The organism is Acidimicrobiia bacterium, assembly GCA_012959995.1.
Lineage (GTDB): Bacteria > Actinomycetota > Acidimicrobiia > Acidimicrobiales > MedAcidi-G1 > MedAcidi-G2B.
This window is the reverse complement of the sequence record DUCC01000023.1, coordinates 1-2,475: the sequence shown is the minus strand read 5'-3', so window position 1 is coordinate 2,475 and position 2,475 is coordinate 1. Positions and strand designations below refer to the sequence as shown.

3 protein-coding genes are annotated in these 2,475 nt (G+C 57.0%); 1 reads left to right on the top strand and 2 read right to left on the bottom strand.

The window, feature by feature from the left end; all coding sequences use genetic code 11:
- Positions 1-386: NAD-dependent deacetylase (locus tag EYQ49_06675; GenBank protein ID HIG25554.1), on the bottom strand; the 386-nt coding region annotated here is incomplete at its 3' end.
- A 125-nt stretch (positions 387-511) separates the two neighbouring features.
- On the opposite strand from EYQ49_06675, the gene EYQ49_06670 reads away from it, so the two are divergent.
- A complete protein-coding gene (locus EYQ49_06670; protein ID HIG25553.1) occupies positions 512-1,168 on the top strand; it encodes a hypothetical protein in 657 nt (218 codons plus the stop codon).
- Here the strand turns inward: EYQ49_06670 and EYQ49_06665 are convergent.
- Positions 1,165-2,460, bottom strand: coding sequence for a leucyl aminopeptidase (locus tag EYQ49_06665; GenBank protein HIG25552.1), 1,296 nt, complete (start codon positions 2,458-2,460; stop codon positions 1,165-1,167). The two genes, EYQ49_06670 and EYQ49_06665, sit on opposite strands and share 4 nt — an antisense overlap.
- Between the last annotated feature and the right edge of the window lie 15 nt (positions 2,461-2,475).

The window sequence follows — 2,475 nt, the reverse complement described above, 5'->3', positions numbered from 1 at the left end:
TCGTGCACGTTGCCATGCACCTCAATCATTTTTTCTAAGCCGGTGCCGGCCATTTGGTGCAGACCGTCCACGTTTTGCGTTACTAGGGCTCGGAGTTTGCCTTGATTTTCGAGATCTACTAAAGCCCGGTGGCCAGGGTTGGGGGCAATATCGGGCCACAAGACCCCGGTGGCTCGAAGGTTCCAATTGCTTTGGCGAATGGCCTGGTCGTTTACATAAACATCAATGTGCGAAGCTTTTTCAGCGTCAGGGTTTTTGGTCCACACTCCGTTAGGACCACGAAAGTCTGGAATACCACTATCGGTAGAAATACCCGCCCCGGTAAGCACCACCACCTGTTGGGCGGCAGCCACCATGACTGCTGCTTGGGCCAGGTTTTGGTTCATCTGGCAGTCTGGCTTCACCGACTACTTTTCCCACCACCAAAGTTTCACTTGACAAAGATTGAAATGTATTGAAAGATACTGAAGGCTTCCTCTGCTAATTAATCTCTTTGCCTTCGGAGGCCTTCATGACCCAATCACTTGCGCTCCCCACCGACCGTCTATATTTCGAAGTGTGGGAAGATCCCCTCGTCGACCGTTTGGGCTACGACCCTCGCTCTGCTTACGCCGAAACCTATTGGCTGGGCATTTTGGGCCCCAGCGCCAGTTGGCTTTTACGCCACCTTGCCACGGGCTTCGACCAGCACCCCAATGGTTTTGACCTTGAACTACCCGACACCGCCATGAGCATTGGTTTACGCCTAAACGGCGGACGCCACGCCCCTTTCATGCGAACCCTGGGGCGACTGTGCCAGTTTCGTATGGCCCGCCAAAGTGGCCCAGCCAGTTTGCAGGTTCGCCGCTTTATGCCGCCGCTTACCTTGCTGCAACTGGAGCGACTGCCCGTCACCCTGCGCAACCGGCACCAAAAGTTGATGGAAGCCTCTTTAGAAGGCCCTGATGCTCAACAACAGCGGCGGGCCCGCCACCTAGCCTTGACTCTGCTCTTTTTGGGCGAAGACCTCGCAGCCATTGAACGCCAACTCAACTCTTGGCGATTCAGCCCCGAAGTATGCACCGAGGCGGCCCGGTGGGCAATGCAACGGCAAAAAATCAAGCAAACTCGAGAGCAGCGTGCATCAGCGAGCGCTAAACCTGCGCTGCAAACAGCAGGCAACAGTTAGGTCGCTGGTTTTTCGAAAGAGGCAATGAGGTCAAGCAGTAGCCGTACCCCAAAACCGGTGCCGCCCTTGGTTCGATCTTCTTCGGCGGCGTCGGTAAAGGCCGGGCCGGCAATATCAAGGTGCGCCCAAGGGATGTCTTCGGGCACAAACTCACTCAGGATCAACCCCGCGGTAGACGCCCCGGCGTACGGACCGCCAATATTTTTCATATCGGCCACTGACGAGTCGTACATTTTGCGATAATCCGCCGGCAAAGGAAGTCGCCATACCCGGTCGCCGGAACTCGCAGCGGCCGCTTCAACTTGGGCTACGAAACCATCGTGGTGGCCCATCAGCCCCGCAATGCGGGGGCCCAAAGCCGCCATGCAAGCCCCGGTCAAGGTAGCGAGGTCAATAATGGCATCGGGCTTTGCTTCAGAAGCCAACGACAAAGCATCAGCGAGCACCAAGCGGCCCTCGGCATCGGTGTTGAGCACCTCAATGGTTTTACCATTACGAATGGTCAACACATCGCCTGGGCGGGTGGCGTCGCCGCCCAACATGTTGTCGGTCATGGGCATGTAGGCCTTTACCTTGCATTTTGGCGCCAACGCCGGCAGAGCCGACATCGCACCCACCACAGCGGCCGCCCCACCCATGTCCATTTTCATATCCATCATGGCTTGACCGGATTTAATAGAAAGGCCACCAGTGTCGAAGGTGATGCCTTTACCTACCAAAGCCAAGGTGCCGGTAGCCCGACCTTTCGGGGTGTAGGTAAGTTCTACAAAACGAGGGGGGTTGGTGGACCCCCGGTTGACGCCCAAGAGACCGCCCAAGCGGGCCCGCTTGATGGCCGCTTCGTCCATGACCTTTACCGTGAGACCGGTTTCTTTAGCCATGCGCCGCACCTTGTTAGCAAACTTGGGGGCAGTCAGGCTGCCTCCGGGTTCGTTGACTAAATCTCGAGCCAAACTCACCCCCGCCAATACCGCTTCGGCATCGGCTACGGCAGTTTTTGCTGCGGCAGCGGCTGAACCAGTGAGTACCACTTTGGCTAATACCGCATCAGATTTTTTTGATTTGTAGCCAAAGCGATAGGCGGCCAAACCCATGCCTTCTACCACCGCTCGGGTGGCGGCCGCCAACGGCAACCCAGAAACATTCGCTAAGTCGCAAGCCACTGATTTGTGTCTGGTGGCGGCCCGAGCCAAAACAGCGGCGGCCTTACGGAGGGTGTCGGTGGTGAGGTCATCAGCCGAACCCAAGCCCACGGCGGCTACTAGCTTTTTACCATTGGCCATGATCTGCACCTGGCCAACCTTGGC

Excerpts from the sequence above, each read along its gene's own strand:
- EYQ49_06670 (HIG25553.1), top strand. The coding sequence starts at position 512 with ATGACCCAATCACTTGCGCTCCCCACCGACCGTCTATATTTCGAAGTG.